This is a genomic window from Streptomyces sp. NPDC047886 (assembly GCF_043204435.1).
Lineage (GTDB): Bacteria > Actinomycetota > Actinomycetes > Streptomycetales > Streptomycetaceae > Streptomyces.
The window spans coordinates 185,207-205,156 of sequence record NZ_JBIDCF010000007.1 but is presented as its reverse complement, the minus strand read 5'-3'; the positions used below and the strand labels follow the sequence as shown (position 1 = coordinate 205,156).

Annotated in this window: 17 protein-coding genes and 1 pseudogene; 11 read left to right on the top strand and 7 right to left on the bottom strand. The window is 71.4% G+C overall.

Annotated elements, in window-relative coordinates:
- Window positions 1-246 precede the first annotated feature (246 nt).
- On the top strand, window positions 247-1,797 hold the full coding sequence (locus tag ACGF5U_RS23755) for an MFS transporter (protein ID WP_392715157.1): 1,551 nt from the start codon (window positions 247-249) through the stop codon (window positions 1,795-1,797).
- 194 nt (window positions 1,798-1,991) lie between these two features.
- Here ACGF5U_RS23755 and ACGF5U_RS23750 read toward each other — a convergent pair whose 3' ends face one another.
- Complete coding sequence (locus ACGF5U_RS23750) at window positions 1,992-2,507, bottom strand: MarR family winged helix-turn-helix transcriptional regulator (RefSeq protein WP_392715156.1); 516 nt, start codon at window positions 2,505-2,507, stop codon at window positions 1,992-1,994.
- Between the two features lie 158 nt (window positions 2,508-2,665).
- Between ACGF5U_RS23750 and ACGF5U_RS23745 the strand changes: the two genes are divergently transcribed.
- Window positions 2,666-3,442 (top strand): dioxygenase, encoded by a 777-nt coding sequence (locus ACGF5U_RS23745; RefSeq protein ID WP_392715155.1) that lies wholly within the window; start codon window positions 2,666-2,668, stop codon window positions 3,440-3,442.
- Between the two features lie 65 nt (window positions 3,443-3,507).
- On the opposite strand, the gene ACGF5U_RS23740 is transcribed toward ACGF5U_RS23745, so the two are convergent.
- Complete coding sequence (locus tag ACGF5U_RS23740; protein WP_392715154.1) at window positions 3,508-4,038, bottom strand: GNAT family N-acetyltransferase; 531 nt, start codon at window positions 4,036-4,038, stop codon at window positions 3,508-3,510.
- 159 nt (window positions 4,039-4,197) lie between these two features.
- Here ACGF5U_RS23740 and ACGF5U_RS23735 point away from each other — a divergent pair, with 159 nt between their 5' ends.
- Window positions 4,198-5,196, top strand: a complete 999-nt coding sequence (locus ACGF5U_RS23735) for an RNA polymerase sigma factor RpoD/SigA (protein WP_392715153.1) — start codon at window positions 4,198-4,200, stop codon at window positions 5,194-5,196.
- A gap of 362 nt (window positions 5,197-5,558) precedes the next feature.
- Here ACGF5U_RS23735 and ACGF5U_RS23730 read toward each other — a convergent pair whose 3' ends face one another.
- Window positions 5,559-6,524, bottom strand: coding sequence for a helix-turn-helix transcriptional regulator (locus tag ACGF5U_RS23730; RefSeq protein ID WP_392715243.1), 966 nt, complete (start codon window positions 6,522-6,524; stop codon window positions 5,559-5,561).
- Window positions 6,525-6,586: 62 nt separating this feature from the next.
- Here ACGF5U_RS23730 and ACGF5U_RS23725 point away from each other — a divergent pair, with 62 nt between their 5' ends.
- The 4 genes from ACGF5U_RS23725 to ACGF5U_RS23710 all read left to right on the top strand — a co-directional run bounded on the left by ACGF5U_RS23725 (window position 6,587) and on the right by ACGF5U_RS23710 (window position 12,066).
- Window positions 6,587-8,086, top strand: a complete 1,500-nt coding sequence (locus ACGF5U_RS23725) for an MFS transporter (RefSeq protein WP_392715152.1) — start codon at window positions 6,587-6,589, stop codon at window positions 8,084-8,086.
- A gap of 262 nt (window positions 8,087-8,348) precedes the next feature.
- Window positions 8,349-9,110, top strand: a complete 762-nt coding sequence (locus tag ACGF5U_RS23720) for a DeoR/GlpR family DNA-binding transcription regulator (RefSeq protein ID WP_392715151.1) — start codon at window positions 8,349-8,351, stop codon at window positions 9,108-9,110.
- Window positions 9,107-10,045 (top strand): 1-phosphofructokinase, encoded by a 939-nt coding sequence (pfkB, locus tag ACGF5U_RS23715; RefSeq protein ID WP_392715150.1) that lies wholly within the window; start codon window positions 9,107-9,109, stop codon window positions 10,043-10,045. Before ACGF5U_RS23720 ends, pfkB begins: the two co-directional genes overlap by 4 nt.
- Window positions 10,046-10,065: 20 nt before the next feature.
- Window positions 10,066-12,066 carry a fructose-specific PTS transporter subunit EIIC gene (locus ACGF5U_RS23710; protein ID WP_392715149.1) on the top strand — a complete coding sequence of 667 codons (2,001 nt, stop codon included), beginning with the start codon at window positions 10,066-10,068 and terminating at the stop codon, window positions 12,064-12,066.
- Window positions 12,067-12,131: 65 nt separating this feature from the next.
- Here the strand turns inward: ACGF5U_RS23710 and ACGF5U_RS23705 are convergent, their stop codons facing one another.
- The 3 genes from ACGF5U_RS23705 to ACGF5U_RS23695 all read right to left on the bottom strand — a co-directional run bounded on the left by ACGF5U_RS23705 (window position 12,132) and on the right by ACGF5U_RS23695 (window position 15,622).
- Window positions 12,132-12,917: a DUF6227 family protein gene (locus ACGF5U_RS23705; RefSeq protein WP_392715148.1), complete on the bottom strand. Its 786-nt coding sequence runs from the start codon at window positions 12,915-12,917 to the stop codon at window positions 12,132-12,134.
- A 144-nt stretch (window positions 12,918-13,061) separates the two neighbouring features.
- Window positions 13,062-14,171 carry a P1 family peptidase gene (locus ACGF5U_RS23700; protein ID WP_392715242.1) on the bottom strand — a complete coding sequence of 370 codons (1,110 nt, stop codon included), beginning with the start codon at window positions 14,169-14,171 and terminating at the stop codon, window positions 13,062-13,064.
- 425 nt (window positions 14,172-14,596) lie between these two features.
- Complete coding sequence (locus ACGF5U_RS23695) at window positions 14,597-15,622, bottom strand: transcriptional regulator (protein WP_392715147.1); 1,026 nt, start codon at window positions 15,620-15,622, stop codon at window positions 14,597-14,599.
- A 448-nt stretch (window positions 15,623-16,070) separates the two neighbouring features.
- On the opposite strand from ACGF5U_RS23695, the gene ACGF5U_RS23690 reads away from it, so the two are divergent.
- From ACGF5U_RS23690 to ACGF5U_RS23680, 3 genes are all read left to right on the top strand, one after another.
- Entirely contained in the window at window positions 16,071-16,421 is a 351-nt protein-coding gene (locus tag ACGF5U_RS23690) for a hypothetical protein (protein WP_392715146.1), read from the top strand.
- Window positions 16,418-16,861 carry a hypothetical protein gene (locus ACGF5U_RS23685; RefSeq protein WP_392715145.1) on the top strand — a complete coding sequence of 148 codons (444 nt, stop codon included), beginning with the start codon at window positions 16,418-16,420 and terminating at the stop codon, window positions 16,859-16,861. The genes ACGF5U_RS23690 and ACGF5U_RS23685 overlap by 4 nt, the downstream gene beginning before the upstream one ends.
- 76 nt (window positions 16,862-16,937) lie before the next feature.
- The gene (locus ACGF5U_RS23680) at window positions 16,938-17,765 is read left to right on the top strand and encodes a protein kinase (RefSeq protein ID WP_392715144.1); all 828 of its coding nucleotides are present in this window, start codon (window positions 16,938-16,940) and stop codon (window positions 17,763-17,765) included.
- 112 nt (window positions 17,766-17,877) lie between these two features.
- On the opposite strand, the pseudogene ACGF5U_RS23675 reads toward ACGF5U_RS23680, so the two are convergent.
- Window positions 17,878-18,108 (bottom strand): annotated as a pseudogene (locus ACGF5U_RS23675) (low temperature requirement protein A); the annotation flags it as partial.
- A 302-nt stretch (window positions 18,109-18,410) separates the two neighbouring features.
- Between ACGF5U_RS23675 and ACGF5U_RS23670 the strand changes: the two are divergent.
- Window positions 18,411-19,847 (top strand): NarK family nitrate/nitrite MFS transporter, encoded by a 1,437-nt coding sequence (locus ACGF5U_RS23670; protein ID WP_392715143.1) that lies wholly within the window; start codon window positions 18,411-18,413, stop codon window positions 19,845-19,847.
- The last annotated feature ends 103 nt before the right edge of the window (window positions 19,848-19,950 follow it).

Below are 19,950 nucleotides of genomic sequence, written 5' to 3'. Positions count from 1 at the left end.
CCACCCGGCCGACCCGACGACCACCGACACGATCCGCCCCGACCTGCCGCACGACTCCTTCGATCCGCCGCACTCCTGTTCCGACTTGCCGCACGACTCCTTCGATCCGCCGTACGCCTGTTCCGACTTGCCGCACGACTCCTTCGATCCGCCGTCCGACGTGTTCGATCCGCCACGACCCGCAGACTGACGCACACCCACTTACGTCCGTTCTTATCGCTTTCGCACCACTAGGTGGCTACCCCCATGTCAAAAACGCCCGACACCCACTCCGGCCTCCCCGATCCCAGCCGCTGGAGAGCACTGATCTTCATAGCCCTGGCGCAGCTGATGGTCGTGCTCGACGCGACGATCGTGAACATCGCCCTGCCGTCCGCCCAGCAGGACCTGGGGATCTCCGACGGCAACCGGCAGTGGGTCATCACCGCCTACGCCCTGGCCTTCGGCGGGCTGCTGCTGTTCGGCGGCCGCATCGCCGACCTGTGGGGCCGCAAGCGGACCTTCGTCGTCGGTCTGCTCGGCTTCGCCGCCGCGTCCGCGCTGGGCGGTGCGGCCACCGGTGAGGCGATGCTGCTCGGTTCGCGCGCCCTCCAGGGCGCGTTCGGCGCGCTGCTGGCGCCGGCCGCGCTGTCGCTGCTCGCCGTGATGTTCACCGACGGCCGTGAGCGGGCCAAGGCCTTCGGCATCTACGGTGCGATCGCCGGCGGCGGCGGCGCCGTCGGCCTGATCCTCGGCGGTTTCCTCACCGAGTACCTGGACTGGCGCTGGACCTTCTACGTCAACATCCCGTTCGCCGTGGTCGCCGCGGCCGGCGCGTACTTCGTGATCCGTGAGCCCGCGGGCGGCCGCAACCGCTCGCCGCTGGACATCCCCGGTGTGCTGCTGTCCACCCTCGGCCTGGTGGCGCTCGTCTACGGCTTCACGCGCGCCGAGTCCGACGGCTGGTCGGACGGCCTGACCATCACCATGTTCGCCGCCTCCGTGGTGCTGCTGGCCGCGTTCGTCGGTGTCGAGGCGGTCGTGAAGCACCCGCTGCTGCCGCTGCGCGTGATGACCGAGCGGAACCGGGGCGGTGTCTATCTGTCGCTGGGCCTCGCGATCATCGCGATGTTCGGGCTGTTCCTGTTCCTGACGTACTACCTGCAGATCGTGAAGGGGTACTCGCCGGTCAAGACCGGTTTCGCCTTCCTGCCGATGATCGTGGGCATGATCACCGGTTCCACCCAGATCGGCACCCGGCTGATGACCCGGGTCGCGCCCCGGCTGCTGATGGGCCCCGGCTTCCTGACCGCCGCCGTCGGCATGCTGCTGCTGACGCAGCTGGAGATCGGATCCTCGTACGCCGGTCTCATCCTGCCCGCGCAGCTGCTGCTGGGCCTCGGCATGGGTACGGCGTTCATGCCGGCGATGTCCCTGGCGACGCACGGCGTCGAGGCCCGGGACGCCGGTGTGGCCTCCGCGATGGTGAACACCTCGCAGCAGGTGGGCGGCGCCATCGGTACGGCGCTGCTCAACACGATCGCCGCGTCCGCGACCACCGCGTACGTCACCGCCAACGCGGCGGGCGCCACCTCGCCGCAGGCGCTGCGCCTGCTGGAGCTGGAGGCCATGGTCGAGGGCTACACGTCCGCGATCTGGTGGGCCGTCGGCATCCTCGCGGCCGCCGCGGCCATCGCCGTGACGCTCGTGAACACGGGCCGTCCGGGCGGTCCTTCGGCCGGTGCGGCCGGTTCGGGCTCCGGCTCGTCCGGCGCGGCCGACGGCGACGAGGTGCAGGTCCCCGTCATGGCGCACTGACCCGTCCCGCCGCCTCGACAGCCGCCTCGGCAGCGGTTTCGACGGCTGCCTCGCCAACGGCCTCGACAACCGGCCTCGACAACCGGCCTCGATAACCGGCATCGACAACCGGCCTCGATAACCGGCATCGACCACCGGCATCGACAACGGTCTCGGCCGGCGCCGGTCCGATCGGTCTGCCCTGGCTCCGCCGCTCAGCGGAGCCAGGGCAGATCCGCGTTCGGGTCGGCCGGTTCGAGGCCTTCGGCCATCACCCGCATGATCTCGCCGAGCTGCGCCACCTGCTCCCGGGTGAGCCGGTCGAAGAGGGCCTGCCGTACGGCGGCGACATGGCCGGGCGCGCTGCGCCGGAGGACTTCGTACCCCTCGTCGGTCAGGAAGGCGTTCTGGCCGCGTTTGTCGGACGGGCAGTCCTCGCGCCGTACCCAGCCGCTCTTCTCCAGCCGGGCGATGGCGTGGGACAGCCGGGAGCGGGTGATCTTCGCGCCCTTGGCCAGCTCGGTCATCCGCAGCCGGCGCCGGGGCGCCTGGGAGAGCTGGACCAGCAGTCCGTAATAGACGTGCGGCATCCCGGCGTCCCGCTGGAGCTGGCGGTCGAGGTGGTCCTCGAGGAGCGTGGTGGCATGCCGGTAGGCGCGCCAGACGCCCTGTTCCTCGTCGGTCAGCCAGCGCGGCTCGTCGCCGCCTCCGCCGTTGGATGCGGTGTTCATGCATCCACTGTACGACTCCTTGAAACTTTAACTAATGGGCGTTAGCGTGAGAGTGTTTGCTTGAAACTTCAAGTTGGCTTCTCTTGTAGGTTCGACTGGAGCGGGTCACGGGTCCGCGCCCCTCCGGCCGGCCGACCCGCGACGCAGCAGGAGGCGTCATGACCGTCAACGCCGGGCGGATGCCCGCCCTGTACCTGTCCCACGGCGCACCGCCGCTCGCCGACGACCCCGTATGGCCGGGCGAGCTCGCCGCCTGGTCCGCCGGGCTGCCGCGGCCGTCCGCGATCCTCATGGTCTCCGCCCACTGGGAGGAGGCCCCGCTCGCCCTCGGCGCGACCGAGCCCGTACCGCTGGTGTACGACTTCTGGGGCTTCCCCGAGCACTACTACCGCGTGCGCTACGACGCGCCCGGCGCACCCGCGCTCGCCGAGGCCGTCCGCAAGCTCCTGCGCGCCCCCGGAACGCCGGTGCAGGACATTCCGGACCGGGGGCTGGACCACGGGGCGTACGTGCCGCTCGTCGAGATGTACCCCGACGCGGACGTCCCCGTCCTGCAGATCTCGCTGCCCACGCTCGACCCGGGCCGGCTGATGGAGATCGGGCGCACGCTCGCCCCGCTGCGCGACGAGGGAGTCCTCATCGTCGGCAGCGGCTTCTTCACCCACAACCTGGCGGCGCTGCGGCACCGGGGGACGCCCGGTTGGTCGGCCGAGTTCGACGACTGGGGGCGGCGCGCGCTGGCCGACGCCGACGTGGACGCCCTGCTGGACTTCGAACGGAAGTCACCGGCCGGGCGGCTCGCCCACCCCCGTACCGAGCACTTCGCCCCGCTCTTCGTGACGCTGGGCGCGGCCGAGGACGAGCTCCGTACGGGCCGGAGCGTCATCGAGGGGTTCTGGATGGGGCTGGCGAAACGCTCCGTCCAGTTCGGCTGAGAGCACGAAACGGCCGGGGGCGGGCGGGGTCGGTGCCGGAGGCGGGGCGGAGGCGCGGCCGGGGGCTACGCGTCCCCGTCGCCGAGCCGCTTCTCGTACCAGGCGACGTCCCAGTACCGGCCGAACTTCCGGCCGACCTCCTCGAACGTGCCGGTGTGACGGAACCCGAACCGGGTGTGCAGCCGGACGGACGCCTCGTTCGGGAGGGCTATCCCCGCGTACACGCGGTGGACGTCCTCCTTGGCGAGGGCCTCGAACAGGCGCGTGTAGAGGAGGGCGCCGACCCCGCGGCCGACCGCGTCCGGAGCCAGGTACACGCTGGCCTCCACCGACGTCGCGTACGCCGCCTTGGGGCGGAACGGCCCGCTGGTCGCGTACCCCAGCACCCGGCCGCCCGGCCCGTGAGCAACCAGGAGGCGGTGCGGGCCGTCTTCAGGGTGGGAGAGCAGCCAGGGGCGCCGCTGTTCGGGTGTGAAGGGGGTCACGTCGAAGGTGATCGACGTCTCGCGTACGTAGTGGTTGTAGATCTCCGTGAGGGGCCGGAGATCCGCCTCCGTGCCCGCCCTGACCTGCGTATCCGTGTGATCGCGTGACATACGCCCCTCCCCGTTCGGCCGCACAGGGTCGCACAGGGTACTGCATGATCGCGGAAATCGATGGGCGGCATGGGAATTCTGTCCGGATTCCAGTCGTTGTTTCCGTCGGATGCAGGGCACCCGGAAGGGTGTCGCGACCTACTCAGTAAGGGAGCTCGCATGGCAACCCGTGCCGTCGCCCGTCGCCAGTCCGCCACGACCGGGACCGACCGGGCAAGCAGCGTTCGCGCCGTGGGCGGGGAGATCGCCGACCGCGACCTGGTCGGCATGTACCTCGACGAGATCGCGCGTACGCCCCTGCTCGACGCCGCCAAGGAGGTCGAGCTGTCCCAGACCATCGAGGCCGGTGTGTACGCCCGGCAGATCGTGGACGGCGAGGTGCAGACGGAGGCCGGCGGCGCGACCCGCGAGGAGCTGGAGCGCCTGGTCACCGAGGGCGAGCGGGCCAAGGACGTCTTCATCCGCTCGAACCTGCGCCTGGTCGTGGCGGTCGCCCGCCGCTACCCGCGCAGCGGCCTGCCCCTGCTCGACCTGATCCAGGAGGGCAACGCCGGGCTGGTGCGCGCGGTCGAGAAGTTCGACTACACCAAGGGCTTCAAGTTCTCGACGTACGCGACCTGGTGGATCCGTCAGGCCATCACGCGGTCCATCGCCGACCAGTCGCGCACGATCCGGCTCCCCGTCCACCTGGTCGAGGAGCTCGGCCGGATCCGCCGCGTCCAGCGCGAGTTCAACCGCGAGCACGGCCGCGACCCGGAGCCGGCGGAGGTCGCCGCCGAGCTCGACTCGACCCAGGAGCGGGTCATGGACGTCCTGGACTGGGCGCGCGACCCGGTCTCGCTCAACATGTCGGTGGACGACGCGGGCGAGACGCAGTTCGGCGACCTGCTGGAGGACACGTCGGCGGTGTCGCCCGAGCAGTCGGTGCTGACGCTGCTGCGCAGCGAGGAGCTGGACGACCTGATCGGCAAGCTCGACCAGCGGACCGCGTCCATCATCCGGATGCGGTACGGCATCGAGGACGGCCGCGAGCGCACGCTCACGGAGGTCGGCAAGCAGCACGGCCTGACCCGCGAGCGGATCCGCCAGATCGAGAAGCACGCGCTGCTGGAGCTGAAGCGCATGGCCCGCGACACGGGCTTCGACGCCGCGGCCTGAGCCCGCTCCACCCCATGGACCCACCGCCCTGCCCGGATCCCCCCGAAGGGGCGGGGCGGTGGCCCCCCTCCCGGCCCGTTACCGCGCCCCGCCGCCCCACCCGGCGAGGGCGCGGCGGCATGTCCGCCGCGCCCCCGTCTCACGCCGGGGGCGCGCCCGCGTCCCGCCCGCCCGCGTCAGGCCGGTGGCGCGGTCCCCCGGGGGGCACGCCCGTCACGCCGGTGGCGCGCCCGTGTCGGGCCGCTGGCCCGCGTCAGGCCGGTGGCGCGGTCCCCCGGGGGCACGCCCGTCACGCCGGTGGCGCGCCCGTGTCAGGCCGCTGGCCCGCCCGCCCGTGTCAAACGCTGGCCCGCCCGCCCGGGTCAGGCCGGTGGCGCGGTCGCCCGGGTCAGGCGGGCGCCCAGCTCCGTGACGTACGCGGCGAGGCCGGGCGGACCGTGCACCGTGAACTCGCGGTCCACCAGGGCGAGCCGCAGCGCCAGCCACTCCACCGAGTCCACCGACCGCGCCCGTATCCGGCAGGTGTCCTCGCCCGTGGCCACCGGCGCGAGATGCCCGGGCAGCCGCGCCGCGACGAACGACGCGGGCGCGGCGAACGTGACGTCGACGTCCTGCTCCGGCTGGAGGCGCTGCAGGGACTGGCCCAGCAGCTTCGCCGGGTCGCCCTCCGGCACCTCGCGCGGTGTGAAGCGGGCGCCCGTCGCGAACGGATCGCTCACCCGGTCCACGCGGAACGTGCGCCAGTCATCGCGCTCCAGGTCGTACGCGACCAGGTACCACCGCCACCCCGTCGACACCAGCCGGTACGGCTCGACCTGGCGCCGCGACTCGGTGCCGTCGCCCGCCCGGTAGCCGAAGCGGAGCCGCTCCCGCCCGGTGACGGCGGCCGCGAGCGCGGTCAGCGTCTGCGGCGCGACCGTGGCACCGTCGCCGCGCGTCAGCGGGATCGTCGCGTTCTGCAGGGTGGACACCCGGTGCCGCAGCCGGGACGGCAGCACCTGCTCCAGCTTCGCCAGCGCCCGTACGGCGGCCTCCTCGACCCCCTCGATGGCGTGGCCCGCCCCGGCGCGCAGGCCGACCGCGATGGCGACGGCCTCCTCGTCGTCCAGGAGCAGCGGCGGCATCGCCGCGCCCGCGACCAGCCGGTATCCGCCGACCGCGCCCATGCTCGCCTCGACCGGATAGCCGAGGTCGCGCAGCCGGTCGATATCGCGCCGGATCGTCCGGGCGCTCACGCCGAGACGTTCGGCGAGTTCGCTGCCCGGCCACTCGCGCGGTGTCTGGAGGAGGGACAGCAGATTCAGGAGTCGTGCCGGTGTGTCCGTCATGCACTCCAGGATGAGCGACATCTAGGACATGATCTGGCCTACATGCGGCCTAGTTTTCCGGCATGACCTCGCAGATCTCCACGCACGACATCCCTCCGGTGGCCGCCGGGGCCGACCGGCGCCGCTGGTTCGCGCTCGCCATCGTCATGACCGCCGCCTTCATGGACCTGGTCGACGTCACGATCGTCAACATCGCCATCCCCGCGATCCAGCGGGACCTGGGCGCGACCTTCGGCGCCATCCAGTGGATCACCGCCGGGTACGCGCTCGCGTTCGCCGCCGGACTGATCACGGGTGGCCGGCTCGGTGACATCCACGGCCGCAAGAAGGTGTTCCTCATCGGCATAGCCGGGTTCACCGTCGCCTCCGCCCTCTGCGGGTTCGCCTCCGGGCCCGACATGCTGGTCGCGGCGCGCATCCTGCAGGGCGCGATGGCGGCGCTGATGGTGCCGCAGGTGCTGTCGATCGTGCACGCCACCTTCCCCGCCCACGAGCGCGGCAAGGTCTTCGGCCTGTTCGGCGCGGTCATCGGCCTGGGCGCGGTCTCCGGGCCCCTGCTGGGCGCGCTGCTGAGCGAGTGGAACCTGTTCGGGCTCGGCTGGCGGCCGATCTTCCTCATCAACCTGCCGGTCGGCGTCGCGGCGCTGCTGCTCGGCCGGGCGTTCATCACCGAGTCCCGGGCCCCCAAGGCGCTCCGTCTGGACCTGCCGGGCGTGGTCGTCGCGATCGCGGCGATGCTGCTGCTGATGTACCCGCTGACGCGCGGCGCTGAGCTGGACTGGCCGGTCTGGTGCTTCGTGATGATGGCGGCGAGCGTGCCGGTGTTCGCGGGTTTCGTCGCGTACGAGAAGCGCAAGGCGCGCCGCGACGGCTCGCCGCTCGTGGAGCTGTCCCTGTTCCGGGTGAAGAGCTTCGCGGCGGGCGCGGCGGTCCAGCTGGCCTTCGGGATCGGTCTCGGGATCTTCTTCCTGGTCTGGACGCTGTACATGCAGATCGGGCTGGGCTGGAGCGCGCTGCACGCGGGTCTGACCGGGGTGCCGTTCTCGATCGCCGTGTCGGTCGCCGCCGGGATCTCCGTGCAGAAGCTGGTGCCGCGCTTCGGGCGGAAGGTGCTCCAGGCGGGCGCGCTGATCATGATCGCGGGTATCGGGCTGTACCTGTGGGAGGCCGACCGCTACGGCATGGGCATCCACTCCTGGCAGATGGCGCTGCCGCTGGTGGTGATGGGCGCGGGCATGGGCCTGATCGTCGCGCCGCTGACGAACGCGGTGCTGTCGGAGGTGCCGCGCGAGCACTCCGGTTCGGCGTCCGGGCTGATCAACTCCGTGATGCAGCTGGGCAACGCGCTCGGGCTCGGCCTGGTGTCGGTGGTGTTCGTGCCGACGGGGCTCGGGCTCGCCGTCGCGGAGGCGTTCACGGGCGCGCTGGGCTGGGTGGCCGCGGTGCTGGGCGTGGTGTTCCTGCTGATGTTCGCGCTGCCCGCGAAGCCGAAGCAGCATGTGGAGGCGGCCGTCGACGAGGAGCCGGCGCCGGCCGCCGAGCCCGCACTCACACACCGCTGACCAGCGGGGATACGGCAGACCGACGCCCGGCCGGGGACCATCCCCGGCCGGGCGTCGGCGCTGTGCTGGAGGCGCTGTGCCGGAGGCGCTGTGCCGGAGGCGCTGTGCTGGAGGCGCTGTGCTGGACACCGGGCGCGAAGCCGACGGACCGCCGGCGCCCGAGTGTGCCTGTTTCATGCCCGGATCTGTTTACTTCCCGGAAATCGAGGCGTAGTCTGCCACCAGAACCACAGGTTCGGTCATGGAACGGATGTAAACGGACATGTACGCACCGGAACGCCAGCAGGAGATCCTCCGCCTCGCCCGCGAGGGCGGCCGGGTCGACGTGCTCTCCCTCGCGGAGGAGTTCCAGGTCACCGCCGAGACGATCCGGCGCGACCTCAAGTCGCTCGACCGGGCCGGCCTCGTCCGCCGTGTGCACGGCGGCGCCATCCCGGCGGGACGCCTCGACTTCGAACCGGACCTCGCCGAACGCGAGTCCACGGCGGCCGACGAGAAGGACCGCATCGCACGCGCCGCCCTCGCCGAACTGCCCGACGACGGCAGCGTCATCCTCGACGCCGGCTCCACCGTCGCCCGGCTCGCCGCCGCCCTGCCGCTGGACTGCCCGCTCACCGTCGTCACGCACGCCCTGCCCGCCGCCGCCCGGCTCGCCGACCACCCCGGCATCGCCCTCCACCTCGTCGGCGGACGCGTCCGGCACCGTACGCGCGCCGCCGTGGACGCCTGGGCCCTGCAGTCCTACGGACAGATCCGCGCCGACGTCGTCTTCCTCGGCACCAACGGCTTCTCCCTCGCCCACGGCCTGACCACCCCCGACCTCGCCGAGGCCGCCGTCAAGCGCGCCACCGTCGCCGCAGCCCGGCGCGTCGTCCTGCTCGCCGATTCCGCCAAGCACGGCGAGGACCACTTCGCCCGGTTCGGCGACCTGACCGACGTCGACCTGCTCATCACCGACAGCGGACTCAGCCCCGAGCACGCCGCGGCCATCGAGGCCGCAGGAACGGAAGTCGTACGCGCATGATCCTCACCGTCACCCCCAACCCCTCCCTGGACCGCACGTACGAGGTGCCGGGCCTGGAGCGCGGCGAGGTGCTGCGCGCCACCGGCGAACGCGTGGACCCGGGCGGCAAGGGCGTCAACGTCTCCCGGGCCGTCGCCGCCGCCGGGCGCCACACCATCGCCGTCGTCCCCCTCGGCGGCGCCCCCGGCGCCCTCGTCGCGGAACTCCTCGCCGCCCAGGACATCGAGGTCGCCCCCGTACCCGTCACCGGCCACACCCGGTCCAACATCGCGATCGCCGAACCCGACGGCACCCTCACCAAGATCAACGCCCCGGGTCCGAAGCTGACCCCCCGCGAGGCCGAGGCCATCCTGCAGACCGTCGGCGCCTACTCGCCCGCCGCCGACTGGATCGCCTGCTGCGGCAGCCTCCCGCCCGGCCTGACCCCCGCCTGGTACGCCGACCTCGTCACCCGCGCCCACGGCCACGGCTCCCGGATCGCGCTGGACACCTCAGGACCGTCCCTGCTGTTCGCGCTGCGCGCCCGGCCCGACGTGGTCAAACCCAACGTGGAGGAGCTCGCCGAAGCCGTCGGCCGCCCCCTGGCCACCATCGGCGACGCCGTCAAGGCGGCCGAGGAACTGCGCGCGGCCGGCGCCGGCACCGTACTCGCCAGCCTCGGCGCGGACGGCCAGCTCCTCGTCTCCGGCACCGGCGTCCTCTACGGCAACGCCACCGTCTCCGCCGTACGCAGCAACGTGGGCGCCGGAGACGCCTCCCTCGCGGGCTTCCTCGCCGCGGGCGGCGAGGGCCCCGACGCCCTCGCGGCGGCCGTCGCGCACGGCGCGGCCGCCGTCCGACTGCCCGGCAGCGAGATGCCGACGCCCGCCGACCTGGACCCGGCGGCGGTCACCGTGACCGCCGACGTACCCCTCGACCGAGCACTCACCGAGTGACGAGCACAGAGGAACCCGCGATGAGCGACATGATCACCGCGGACCTGGTCGATCTCGACCTGGCCGCACACACCAAGGACGAAGCGGCTCGTTCGCTCGCCGAACGCATGGTCGCGCAGGGGCGCGTCACCGACCTCGACGGCTTCCTCGCCGACGTGGCCGCGCGCGAAGCCCAGATGCCGACCGGCCTCGACGGCGGCATCGGCATCCCGCACTGCCGCAGCGCCCATGTCACCGAACCCACCCTGGCCTTCGGCCGGTCGGCCCGGGGCATCGACTTCGGCGCACCCGACGGCCCCGCCGACCTGGTCTTCCTGATCGCCGCCCCCGCGGGCGCCGACGACGCGCACCTGACGATCCTGTCGTCGCTGGCGCGCCGCCTCATGGACGACGCGTTCACGACGGCGCTCCGCTCGACGGCGTCCGCCTCCCGGGCGGCGGCGCTGATCCGGGGCGAGGACACACCGGAGCCGGAGCCGGAACCCCTGGCTCAGGCCGGGGCGTCCGGGGCCTCCGGGGCCGACGCGGGCCCGTTCCGGATCGTCGCCGTCACCTCCTGCCCCACCGGCATCGCCCACACCTACATGGCGGCCGAGTCGCTGGAGCGGGCCGGCCAGGAAGCCGGGATCGAGGTCACCGTCGAGACCCAGGGCTCCGCCGGGTTCACCCGGCTCGACCCGGCCCTCATCGCCGCCGCCGACGCCGTGATCTTCGCCCATGACGTGCCCGTACGCGAGAAGGAACGCTTCGCCGGGAAGCCGACCGTCGACGTCGGCGTCAAGGCCGGTATCAACCGCGCCCCCGCCCTCATCGCCGAGGTCCGCGCCAGAGCCGCCCGCGGCGAGACGACCGCCGCCCCCGCCGCCGGCGCCACCCCGGTCGACGCGGCCGGCGAACCCGGCGAGGGCTACGGCACCAAGCTGCGCAAGTGGCTCATGAGCGGCGTCAGCTACATGGTGCCGTTCGTCGCCGCAGGCGGCCTCCTCATCGCCCTCGGCTTCGCCATCGGCGGCTACGACATCAACGAAGCCCCGTCCGTCGCCGAACACTTCGCCTGGGGACAGGTCGACAGCTGGGCCGCGCTCCTCTTCCAGATCGGCGCCCTCGCCTTCGGCTTCCTCGTCCCCGTCCTCGCCGGCTACATCGCCTACGGCATGGCCGACCGGCCAGGACTCGTCCCCGGCTTCGTCGGCGGCGCCGTCGCCCTCACCATCAACGCCGGATTCCTCGGCGGCCTCGCCGCCGGTCTCATCGCCGGCGCCGTCGTCATGGCCATCCAGCGGCTCAGAGTGCCCGCCGCACTACGGGGCATCATGCCCGTGGTCGTCATCCCGCTCGTCGCCTCGGCCGTCACCGGCTTCCTGATGTTCCTCGTCATCGGCAAGCCCATCGCCTCCCTCCAGAAGGCGCTCACCGACTGGCTGTCCGGCCTCTCCGGCGCCAACGCCATCGTCCTCGGCGTCATCCTCGGCCTGATGATGTGCTTCGACCTCGGCGGACCGCTCAACAAGGTCGCCTACACCTTCGCGATCGGCGGCCTCGCCAACCCCAACGAGGGCTCACTGAAGGTCATGGCCGCCGTGATGGCCGCCGGAATGGTCCCACCGCTCGCGATGGCCCTCGCCACCGCCGTACGCGGCAAGCTGTTCACCAAGGCCGAACGCGAGAACGGCAAGGCCGCCTGGGTGCTCGGCGCCTCCTTCATCTCCGAGGGCGCCATCCCCTTCGCCGCCGCCGACCCGCTGCGCGTCATCCCGTCCGTGATGGCGGGCGGCGCCGTCACCGGCGCCCTGTCGATGGCCTTCGAATGCACCCTGCGAGCCCCGCACGGCGGCGTCTTCGTCGTCCCGCTGATCGGCAACCCGCTGCTCTACCTGGTCGCCATCCTCGCCGGAACCGTCGTCAGCACCACCCTGGTGCTCCTCCTCAAGGGCGCCCGCAAGGCCCCCGTCCCCGGCGCCGACAACGGCACCGCCGAACCGGGCAAGGACGCCGACCGGCCGGTCGCCGTCGTCGCCTGATCCCACCGGCCGGCGCCGGGCCACCGCCGGCGGCCCCTCGGGGGCCCGGCGCCACCAGCAGGACGTCAGCGCACCCGCGCGCGGAGCTCCATCGCCGCGCGTGCGGTGCGCTCGTCGTCGTACACCTCGCACATGTGCCGGCCGTCCGGCGTCGCCGTGTGCTCCACCTCCCACACACTGACCTCGTCCCCGTCCAGCAGCAGGAACGCGTGCTCGTACAGCGTGAACCCGGCGTCCTTCCCCGCCACCCGGCACTGCCGCCCGAACACCTGCCGGATGTGATGCGCGAACGCCGCCCGCAACCGCGCCGCGACCGCCTCGCCCGGCCGGTCCGCGTTCTCCGCACGGCGCAGCACCCGCCGCGCGTGATCCGCCGAATCGTCCGGCACATACCGCCGCGGCGGCGGCTCCACCGGACGGGCCAGCAGGGCGCTGAGCAGCTCCAGATCCGCGTCCAGATCATCCGTCAGCGGATCGGGGAACCCGGCCCCCAGCTCCACCGACGGGTCGGCCCCGGAATCCGCCACCAGCCGTGCCGCCGCCAGCCGCAGATCCGCCTCGTCCGCGTACACCTCGTGCTGCTCACCACCGGCCCGGCCGGAGCCGTGCACCAGCTCCCACAGCGTCACCGCGGTCCCGTCCGCCAGCAGATACGTATGGCGGTACGTCGCCCGGTGCAGCGCGGCACTGTGGTGCGACGCGTGCAGGGAACTCGCGTGCGCCAGAGCCGTGCCCAGCCGCTCCACCACGGAGTCGGGCAGCTCGAAGGAGTTCAGCGCACGGCCCAGGAGCCGCTCCAGGTGCGTCTCGGTCGGCTCGTACAGGCCGTCAGGATCGTTCGCATCGTTCAAGAGGGTCTCCAGGCCGTCGCCGCGTGTCACTCGATGCTTGCTCAAGGTAGTGCCTGGGTCTGACAACGCGTCCGGCTTCTGCGAAACGAAGGGCGCACAGAAGGAGTTCCCGTGCGCCCCCCGTCAACACCTCGGCGGGCGTGCTCATTCGGCGGCGCGCGCCCCGTACAGGTCGCGGTACGAGGGGAAGTCGCCACCAGGCCCCTCCACCGACCGCGCGGCCAGCACGGCACGGACGATAGCCCTGGTCACCACGGTCGCACCGGCCGCCAGCACCCCGTTGAGCGCCAACGGGTCCGCCGGGTCGCCCAGGGGGCGCGCGCCGGTGGCGAGCGCGAACACGGTGTCGCCGTCGTTGAGCAGGTGCACCGGCCGCACGGCGCGCGCGATACCGTCGTGCGCCGTCCCCGCGAGCTTCTGCGCCTGCGCCCGGGTCAGCTCCGCGTCCGTCCCGACGACCGCGAGCGTCGTGTTCATCGGCGGCACACCGCTGCGCGCCCGCGCCTCCGCCAGCCGCCGCACCGCCGCCGCGTGCACCTCCGGATCCGGATACCGAACCCGGCCGGCCCCATCAGCGCCCCCGCCACCCTCGCCGCCTCCGCGTCCCCCGCGACCGGCCGCGCCCCCGCCCCCACCGGCGTCCCCGCCCCCACCGGCGTCCCCGTACGCCCCGAACAACACACCCGTCACCGGATCCACCGCCTCACCCACCGCGTTGGCCACCACCAGCGCCGCCACCGTCACCCCCGACGGCAACACCACGCCCGCCGTACCGACACCCCCCTTCAGCCCGCCGATCACCGCCCCCGTACCGGCACCCACATCCCCGCACTCCACCGGACCGCCCGGCTCCGCCGCGGCCGCCGCCTCCACCGCCGCCCGCCCCGTCGACGCGTCGGGCCGGGCCCTCCAGTCACCACCACGCCCCAGGTCGAACACGCACGCCGCCGGCACCACCGGAACCACCTGCGACGGATCCGGCCCCACCCGCACCCCCCTGCCCCGCTCCTCCAGCCACGCCATCACACCGCCCGCCGCGTCCAGCCCGTACGCGCTGCCACCCGTCAGCACCACCGCCTCGACACGCTGCACCAGGTTCCTCGGATCCAGCGCGTCCGTCTCGCGCGTACCCGGGCCACCGCCCCGCACGTCCACCGCCGCGACCGCCCCGCCCTCAGGCGCCAGAACGACCGTCGTCCCGCTGAGCGCGCCGTCACCCGGCACCCGGGCGTGACCGACCCGCAGACCGGCCACATCCGTCAACCCGCCCGTCAACGCGCCCGCCGATCCGCTGACGAACCCGCCCGTACACCCGCCCGCGCACGCCCCCGTACACCCGCCCGCGCACCCATCCGTGCACCCGTCCGTGAACCAAGCGTCATGGGAAGCCATGCCCCCTGCGTACCACGGCCCTCACGCGGCGGACATCCGCGCCGTCAACGTGACACCCGCCGCCACCGCCAGCACAGCCACCCCACCAGCCGCCGGCACCGCCCACGGTCCCGCGAAGGTGCACGCCAAAGACTAGGCCCCCGATGCCTGCCCCTCACTGGGCTGGTCATCGGGGGCCTTGCGTGTTCCCGGCAACCGCCTTGAAATAGAGGCGGGGAATCCGCCGGCATCTGGGGCTTGCTCAGCGGGAATCCTTGCGGCACAAGGGGTTCAAGCCCCTTCGATTCCTAGGCTGGTAGCAGGTTCGAGGGCGTCACCAGCCGTGCCCGTTCATAAAGATCCCGCGCTGTGGGGTTCTTCATGAAGGGGCGAATTCGGCTGTGCATGGTCTTGATGCGGTCATCCGCCCGGCCGGAGTGCAGACTCGGGTAGTCGTCCAACGCGAGCGTCCACGTCTGGCACGCTGCCTCAAGGTGGCCTAGGTCAAGCTGCCTTTCGGCAAGAGTGCAGCGATGCCGGACGCGGGCCCGCCGATACACGCTGTGGCGAATCTTGTCTGACTGCTGCATTGCTGCGATCGATCCAGCGATGTCGCCCAATTCGAAACGCACTTGGCTCGTGTGGTAGAGCAGCGAGGAAGGGTCGTACGACCCGAAGGCCTTGGGCTGGGACTCGGCCTTTTCCATGGCCACTTCGGCTTCCTTGAGATACGCCTGTGCGGCAACTCGGTCACCAGTCTGCGCTGCCGCATGGGCTTGCTGTCCGGCGAGGAAAGCACGCATTCGCGGACCTGCTTTGGGCGAAGCGGCAGCGGCAGCATCCGCAAGCCTCATCGCTTCCACGCCGTGCCCCAAATCGACGGCTTGAACGCTCATGCCCCGCAGTGTGGTGCAGAACGTGAGGTGATCCTCGGAAGCCCCGGCAAGCTCAAGCGCCTTGAGGTAGTAGCGCTGGGCCAATCCGTGCAGCCCCTCATCTACCGCCATGTAGCCCGTGAGGTAGCAGAGATCCGAAACGGCGCCCATCATTGCTTTGCGCACGTTGTCGGGTGCCTCTGCCCGCAGGTACGGGGCGGCTGTGTTCACTAGGAATGCCGCAGCCATAGGGCGGGCCGTTCGACCGCCGAACTGGTCGTCAAGGGCAGAGATCCGTTCGGTCATGGCAGCAACGGTCTGAACGTCCGCCATTCCTATGCGCTGAACGTGGCCCTTCTGAAAGGCTTCCATGCGGCCGATGGCATCGGGCCAGTTCGGAATTGTCAGCGCGACGGAGAACAGGCCGACCCCGAGAACGCTCCGACGGGATGGGTCCATGCCTTGCCTCCCCAGATCCAACAACCCTTCCACCGTACTGGGCCGGCTTGCTGATCTCCGGGAGCCGGGGGGAATCCCGCCTCGCTGGCAGTGACGGGGCGGCGCAACCTGCGGGCGAGGGCTTCCAAGATCAGCGGGCGTACGTCCTCTTTCGGCTTGTGTCCCTTGAGCCACTGATGCACCGATGGCTCTCGGTATCGAAGGGGCGTCCTGCTCTCCGTTCCTAGCTTGTTGATCTCCTGCGCGAACTGACGCAGCGTCCAGCCGGTTTCCCGGTACAGGCGCTCTAGCCCCTCGTTCGGTTCCGGTGTAGCCACTGGCCCTCAACTCTCCGCGCTGTGAAGCCGCTTAAAGCTCTTAAGTCCTGCCGCTGTCGCAACGGTACCGCTCTGCTGTGGTTACGCGGTTGCCTTCTGTGAGCAGCCGGACGAGCACGAGAGGTGCAGCCATGAGCAGCCCTGAGAGCGCACGTGAGCACCCCCGACAGTGGGAGGCGGGGGAAACGGCGCTGGACGTCTCCAAGGGGCGCGTGGGGCGCGTCATGGGCCATGTGGGCCCGCGCTACCAACTCCGCCCGCTGAACGGTGGACGGGAGTGGGAGGTGGACCCGGAGAACCTGAGGGAGGCATACCAGTCCGATGCCCTCAGCGCCGCTGTGGTCACCGCCAACACCGGTTTAGTGCGCATCCTCGCGGAGCGGGAGGCCCGGGAGTGGGAGGCCGCCATAAGGCGGGCAGCCCCTGTCCTCGTTCGGCACGTTGCGGAACAGCTCATCCAACACAAGGAGGCACAGCCATGACGGCAACCGTGAACGACCTTCAGACCGGCCGCGCGCTGGTCGACAGGGCCCTGTTCGACAGCATCGCGGAATTCACCGTGGTGCACTTCGGGTACGACCAGGAGAAGGCGGAGCGCGCGACCGATCAGGCCATCGCTTTCCTCGCCACGGTCGGTACGGCCACGGTGAAGATGGTTCCGAGCGACGACGTCGACGGCGCGCTTCACTCGTTCATCCTGCACACCGCCGACTACCGCGAGTTCTGCGAGAAGTACGCGGGCCGGTTCCTGGAGCACAACCCGCGCCCGGATGGCGGGGGCAGGGTCCCGGAGGAGGTACAGGCGACCGCGCACGCGATCAAGGCCGGTGGGTTCGTGGTCATGGATGACCTGTGGACCGTGAACGGCGAGAATGCCGCGCAGTGTGACTCCGACTGCGGGCGGGACTACCGGGCGGTCTGACAACCGGCCCGACCACAACAGGGCAAGGGGTCGGTCCTCAACTGTGAGGGCTGGCCCCGCTGTTAGAGGGTACAGAATGATCTTTGAAGGGCCGTACGATCCGCCGCCCGGTGCGCTGCAATTGCTGAATCCGGGACCGGCCGAACTGGTGCTCAACCGGCGCGGTTCGTCCGTGTGGAAGGTGAAGACGGAGGCCGGTCCGTACGCGGTGAAAGTCGGCTACCCGAGTCGGACGCACGCATGGACCGCGCTGGCTCCTGCTCGTGAAGCGGCCGTACTGCGCCAGCTCACCCGTGAACGGATTTTCAGCGGGGAATGGGAGCATGGGACGTGGGGTGCTCAACCGTGGCGACGCGGGGACAGCCTCTATGACCGGTGGGCACCCTGCCGGATCGGGAAGGCTGAACCGGACGTCGGAGAGGCGCTTTCGTGCGCCGTGGCCCTGTCGGCATTGCACGGCATGGGATGGGTGCACGGGGACGTTCAGCCCGCGCACTTCCTCTTGGGTGAGTCGGGCGGTGCGTTCCTGATCGATCTTGCGCTGTCCAGTGGGGGCCGGATCCCCCGTGCCTACGACTTTCCGTACCGGGGCTGTCTCGTGCACTACGAAGCGCCGGAGATCTCGGCCAGCGTGGTGGATTCGGGGACGGCGACGCCGACGCAGGAAGCCGACGTGTACGCGCTGGGGGCTGCCCTGTTCATCAGCGCGACGGGATGGCGGCATGTGGCCTACCCCGATGACGCTTCCCGAGAAGAGCAGCGTGGGGCCATCGTGGCGGGCCCTCACCGCACTGTGGACATGCCCGGCGTGCTTGGGCGTCTCATCCCTCACATGCTCAGTCGTTCGCCCGCTGATCGGCCTACCAGCGCCGAGGTCTGCGAGAGGCTGAGCGCGGCCCTGTAGGCCCCCTGGACGGCCCCGTCTGTGCGCTTCCCCCGGGGCGCATGGGCGGGGCCTTCGCTGTTCGTCTGCGCTGGCCAAAGGCCCCGCGCTGAGGTGCTGTTGCGTTGGTTCACGCCCACCAGATGGCGAAGAACACCATCGCGTAGTCCAGGATCCCCTCCCCGGCGTGCCCCTCGGCGACGGCGTGCACCCACTGCGCGCCCGCCTGCGCCACCGCGACGACGAAGCAGAGGTCGAAGAAGAGCTCCAGAGGTGTGGCGCCGCGGTGGACCTCGTCGCGGTCGCGCGACACCAGAGGCCGTACGGGCGGCGGCGCGGACCCCGCGCCGGGTGTCGAAGTCATGCCTCCCAGGACACCAGAACGCCCCGCCGGGTACGCCGAGACGCGCCAGCCCCCCGCCCGACCGGCGGGCGCTGCCCGTGGCCCCGCCCGGCCTGTCCCGTGGCCCCGCCCGGCCGGTCACCCGTCACCCCGACCGGTCGGTCGCCCGTGGCCCCGACCGGACCCCGGTGGGAGCCGACAGGCACCGACCCTCGGGACCATGGGCCCGTACCGGGTGACGACCATCGGCTCTGCCCCGCCCCCGCCCCGGCCACCAGCCTGGACGGGCAAGGACCCGCAGCCTCGAACCACCAGGATGAGCCATGAGTTCCGTCCTCCAGGACGCCGTACCGACGCCCCCGGGCAGACCAGAGCCACCCACCCCCGACCCAGACCAGTACCGCCCCGGCCGACGGATCACCCACTGGGAGCCGGAGAACGACAACTTCTGGAAGACCACCGGCAAGCGGGTCGCCACTCGCAACCTGTGGATCGCCGTGCCCGCCCTGCTCGTGGCCTTCGTGGTCTGGCAGGTGTGGAGCGTCACCGCCACGAACCTCAAGGACGTCGGCTTCTCCTACAGCACGTCCCAGCTGTTCTGGCTGACCGCCGTCCCTGGCCTCACCGGCGGCACCGCCCGGATCTTCTACACGTTCCTCGGCCCCATGGTCGGGCAGCGCCGCTTCACCGCCCTGTCCACGGTGGTGCTGATCGTCCCCCTGATCTGGCTCGGCATCGCCGTCCAGAACCCCGACACCCCGTACGGGGTGATGGTCGCCATCGCCGCACTCTGCGGCATCGGCGGCGCCAACTTCGCCTCCTCCCTCGCGAACATCGGCTTCTTCTTCCCGAAGCGCGAGAAGGGCAACGCCGCCGGCATCAACGGCGGCCTCGGCAACCTCGGTGTCTCCGTCGTCCAGCTGGTCACACCGATCGTGATCACCAGCTCCGTGCTCGCCGTCGGCTCGGCGCAGCACAAGGCGGACGGCACACCGGTCCACCTCCAGAACGCCGCGTTCCTGTGGATCCCGGTGATCATCACGCTGGCGCTGGTGGCCTGGTTCGGCCAGAACGACCTGAAGGTCGCGGCCACCCCGTTCGCCAAGCAGAAGGTCATCTTCCGGCGTAAGCACACCTGGCTGATGACCTGGCTCTACATCGGAACCTTCGGCTCCTTCATCGGCTTCGCCGCCGCCCTGCCGATGCTGATCAAGACCACGTTCCCGGACTACTCGGTCGCCACGTACGCCTGGATGGGCCCGGCCGTCGGCGCACTCTCCCGGTGGGCCGGCGGCTGGATCGCCGACAAGCTGGGCGGCGCCCGCGTCACCATCCTGTCCTTCACGGGCATGGCGATCGCCATCGTCGGAGTGATCAACTTCCTCCCCGGCGGCGCGGAGGGCGCCGACGGCAGCTTCTACGGCTTCTTCTTCTGCTTCCTCACCGCGTTCCTCTTCTCCGGCATCGGCAACGGATCGACGTTCCGCCAGATACCGGTGATCTTCCGCGGCACCCACCTCAAGAGCCTGGAGGAGGGCACGCCCGAGTACGCGGCGGCACTCAAGCAGGCCGAGATGGAGTCCGGAGCCGTCACCGGATTCACCTCCGCGATCGCGGCGTACGGCTTCTTCTTCATCCCGGCCCTCTTCGGATCGATCGCGGTGACCAGCGCCATGTGGGGCTTCGTCGCCTTCTACGTCGGATGCGTCGTCGTGACGTGGTGGTACTACGCCCGCAAGGGCGCGGAGGCGCCCAGCTGACCCCTGGCCGCCGGCTGACCCCTGGCCGCCGGCCGGCCACCGCCCGCCCGAGAGCCGTCGACAGCCTCCCGTACCGACATCGTGAAGTAGTTCACAAAGCCGA